The sequence below is a fragment of the Streptomyces sp. NPDC099050 genome (assembly GCF_044759865.1).
Lineage (GTDB): Bacteria > Actinomycetota > Actinomycetes > Streptomycetales > Streptomycetaceae > Streptomyces.
In genome coordinates, this window is record NZ_JBIWAE010000064.1 from 1 (window position 1) to 3,499 (window position 3,499).

Here is a 3,499-nt window from a genome sequence, read left to right on the forward strand (position 1 = left end):
GCACCTTCTTCTTCGCCATGCTCTCCATGATGGACATCATCCTTCCGGGGCCCAAGCCCCTTATCTCGGATGTCCGTCAAAGCGAAGCAAGCCCAATCTTCTGACGTCACCAAGTGCGCCGACGTGCGCGCATGATTAAAGGCTCCAAGAGCCCGCAGTAGCTGGTCGTCGCATTGCTTCCTGAGCGCGTCCTTGTCCACGCTCGGGTCAAACGCCATGTTGAGTGCCGAAGTGAACTTAACTGTGTACGTCTGGGTACGGGCTCCCAGATCGATGTAGGCCGACCGCCTGATGTCAGCCCGACGGTCCTCGGCAGCGGCATCCCGACTCGCCTCCGACCGCACGAACACAAGAACGCTGCCCACCAGGCCTGCGAGTGCCCCGATGAGTGCGCCCGCGAGTGCAGCGCGAGTTGCGGTCGGTCCCGGCGAATGGCCATCGGCGCCTGGGCTCTCTCCACCAGCTGCATTTCCCATGCCCAACGCCTACATCAGCGAGGCACTGGCTGCATGTCACAGGAGCAGAGACCAGCGGCGCATGTGATCACGCTCCCGTACCTCGCCCGCCCATGGCTCACCGGCTCTGCCGTGCCTTCCCGGATAGGAGCCCGGGTGGTTGGCCGATCCGCAGGGGGAGGGCGCGGGGGGAGGGCGCGGGCGGAGGCGTTGGCCTGGGAGGGCCGAAAGGTCGAGGGGTGCGGTGCATCGTTCCTTCGGTGAATCCGTTCCCCCGGCGGAGTGAGAAGTCCTGTCCGGGGCCCGTATCGGCGGTGCCAGGGCGATATCACCGGGCGGTGATCAAGAACGTATACCGCGGCCTCGCCGCCACCGCCCTGGCCTTCGCCGCCCTCGCCCCCACGTCCCCTGCGCACGCCGACGAGTACACCCTCACGGACGCCATCACCTCTCTGCCGATTGCCGAGGAGATCCGCGACGGCTACAAGCGCGAGTTGTACCCGCATTGGAAGGACGACGACCGGAACGGCTGCTCGGCAGGTCGCGTCCAGAAAGTGGTGTAAAAGGCGACGAGCGTAGGTTTCGTACTGAACCGACCAAAGTTCGTACGGAAGGACCCACGCTCGTGCACCATCGAGTATCCCCGACCGAGACCATCCGCGGCGAGATCGACGCCGTGTTCGCCGAGGGCCGGCCGCTGGTCGACTGCCTGGAGGACGTCGCCCGCCTCGGTGCCCGTCTGATCATCCAGTCCGCGCTCGAGGCCGAGGTTGACGAGTTCCTGGGCCGCGCCCGCTACCAGCGCGCCGACGCGGTCCAGGGTCAGGACCAGGCCCCGGCGGCGGACGCCCGGCCGGTGCCCGCTGCGCGGGCCGGCCACCGAAACGGTCACCGCGAGGTGACTGTCAAGACGACGTCCGGGCCGGTGAAGATCAAGAAGCCGAAGCTGCGCGGGACCACGGAGAAGTTCGCCTCGCGCCTGTTCGGGGCCACGGTGACGCGGACGAACGCGCTGGAATCCCTCGTCATCGCCTCGTTCGTGCGCGGCCTGTCCACCCGCGACGTGGAGAACACCCTCGCCGAAGCATTGGGCTCAGACGCCGCGCTGTCGAAGTCGACGGTCTCCAATATCTGCCAGAACATCGGTACGGACTACGACAGTTGGCGTCAGCGAGACCTGTCCCACGTCACGCTGGACTACCTGTTCATCGACGCCTCCCATTTCCGGATGCACCCGAACACCCCCGCCGAACCGGTCCTCGCCGCGTGGGGCATCGACACCGACGGCAAGCCCGTCTTCCTCGGCCTGGAAGCCGCCGGCTCGGAGTCCCACGACGCCTGGGCCGACTTCCTGACCGGCCTGCTCGAGCGCGGGCTCACGCCGCCGCTGCTGGTGATATCCGACGGCGGCGCTGGACTGATCTCCGCCAGCGAGCTCGTCCTAGGCCGCAGCCTGCGCCAGCGATGCCTGATCCACAAATGCCGCAACGTCACCTCCAAGGTCAGCCGCCACGACCTGGAAGCGGTCAAGAAGGACTTCTGGGAGATCTCCGACACCGCCACACTCGGGATCCCGCCCGGCCAGCAACTGGTCGACGCCGTCCAGCGCCGCATCGACGACTTCGCCACGAAGTGGGGGAAGGCTTACCCCGCAGCCGTCAAATCCCTTCTCACGGACCGGAGTTCACTCACCGCCTACCTTCGCTTCCCCGTCGAACACCACAAGCGGATCCGCCACTCCAACTTCATCGAGCGGACCTTCGGCGAGACCCGCCGACGGGTCAAGGTCATCGGCCGCTTCCCCGGCGAGACCAGCTGCGTCTCCCTCGCCTTCGCCGTCCTCGACCGCGCCGCCACCGGCTGGCGCGGCTTCACCACCACCCCCGCCACCGCACGCCAGCTCGAACGCATGCGCCGCGGCCTGCTCCACCCCGCCGAAGCAGAAGTGATCCACCTCGCAGCACCGGCCCGCGTGTCCCTCACCAAGGCCGCGTAACATCGACCACCACGAAACCCCTCGTCGAGCTTTTACACCGCTCCGAGGACGCGACCGCTCGGCACGCGCGGACGTGTTGATCGCTGAGGCGATCGAAGCCCCGACCGTGGGAGCCGGCTGCACCATCACCGGGGGCGTCTGGCACTCGTACTACGACGACGTCCTCGTCTCCGGCCCGGCCGGGATCGATATTGACCACCTGATTCCGCTTGCGGAACTCCACGACTCCGGCGGCTACGGCTGGACGACGGAGCGGCGCCGCCGGTACGCGAACGACCTCGGCAGCGACGTGACCCTCGTCGGGGTCACCGCGCGCTCGAACCGGCAGAAGTCCGACCAGGATCCGGCTACGTGGATGCCGGCCCCGGCGGTGCACTGCCGGTATGTCGGCGAGTGGGTAGCGACCAAACACCGGTGGGCGCTGGCGGTGGACCAGGCCGAGCGTGAGGCGCTGCTGCGGTACGCGGCGGGCTGCCCGAATGCGGTGCTGGCCTTCGACCGGGCCTCCTGAGCCCGGCCCAACGCCCTTCGGTACACCATCGCCACCCAAGCTCCGCAACCCTGCTCTGACCTGCGCTTTTGCTGGGACTTGCGGAGCTTGCCCCTGCCTCCTTGATCATGCCCTCACGCCGCCATCCGGGGGTTTGATCCGCAGTCTTCTGCAAGGAGTGACCTGTCATGAGCATGCTTGAAATGGGTGGAGTGCCGACCGAGGGTGAACCGGCGCGGGAGCGGCCCGCCGAGGGCGCGGAGCCAGCGCGGCCTCGCCGCCGGGCTGTCGCGCGCCGCCTGGTCCGCAGTGCGGCGACGCTGTGCGTGCCCGTGGCCCTGGGTGCGGTGAGGGTCGCGGTGGCGCACTGGGCGCCGGAGTGGGCGGACGTGGCGAACGGCGCGGCCGAGGCCGCCCGGCTCGCCTGGAGCAGGGCAAGGTCGCGCCGCCGCCCGCGCCGCGGCTAGCCCCAATACCAGTGACTTAGGAATCCCAGACGCGTGGGACCTTCACTGGTGGGTGTATCGGGGCCGTTTTGTGGTGCGGGGCGATGGCTAC

At 68.2% G+C, this 3,499-nt stretch carries 4 protein-coding genes; all 4 read left to right on the top strand.

Features of this window, described 5'->3' with window-relative positions; translation table 11 throughout:
• The first annotated feature begins 793 nt into the window (after positions 1-793).
• Positions 794-1,018 (top strand): hypothetical protein, encoded by a 225-nt coding sequence (locus ACIQV3_RS40455; RefSeq protein ID WP_403722369.1) that lies wholly within the window; start codon positions 794-796, stop codon positions 1,016-1,018.
• 62 nt (positions 1,019-1,080) lie between these two features.
• A complete protein-coding gene (locus ACIQV3_RS40460; protein WP_403722372.1) occupies positions 1,081-2,451 on the top strand; it encodes an IS256 family transposase in 1,371 nt (456 codons plus the stop codon).
• A 73-nt stretch (positions 2,452-2,524) separates the two neighbouring features.
• Entirely contained in the window at positions 2,525-2,962 is a 438-nt protein-coding gene (locus ACIQV3_RS40465; RefSeq protein WP_403722374.1) for an HNH endonuclease family protein, read from the top strand.
• A gap of 167 nt (positions 2,963-3,129) precedes the next feature.
• On the top strand, positions 3,130-3,408 hold the full coding sequence (locus tag ACIQV3_RS40470) for a hypothetical protein (protein ID WP_403722378.1): 279 nt from the start codon (positions 3,130-3,132) through the stop codon (positions 3,406-3,408).
• Positions 3,409-3,499: the final 91 nt, after the last annotated feature.

Excerpts from the sequence above, each read along its gene's own strand:
- ACIQV3_RS40470 (WP_403722378.1), top strand. The coding sequence starts at position 3,130 with ATGAGCATGCTTGAAATGGGTGGAGTGCCGACCGAGGGTGAACCGGCG.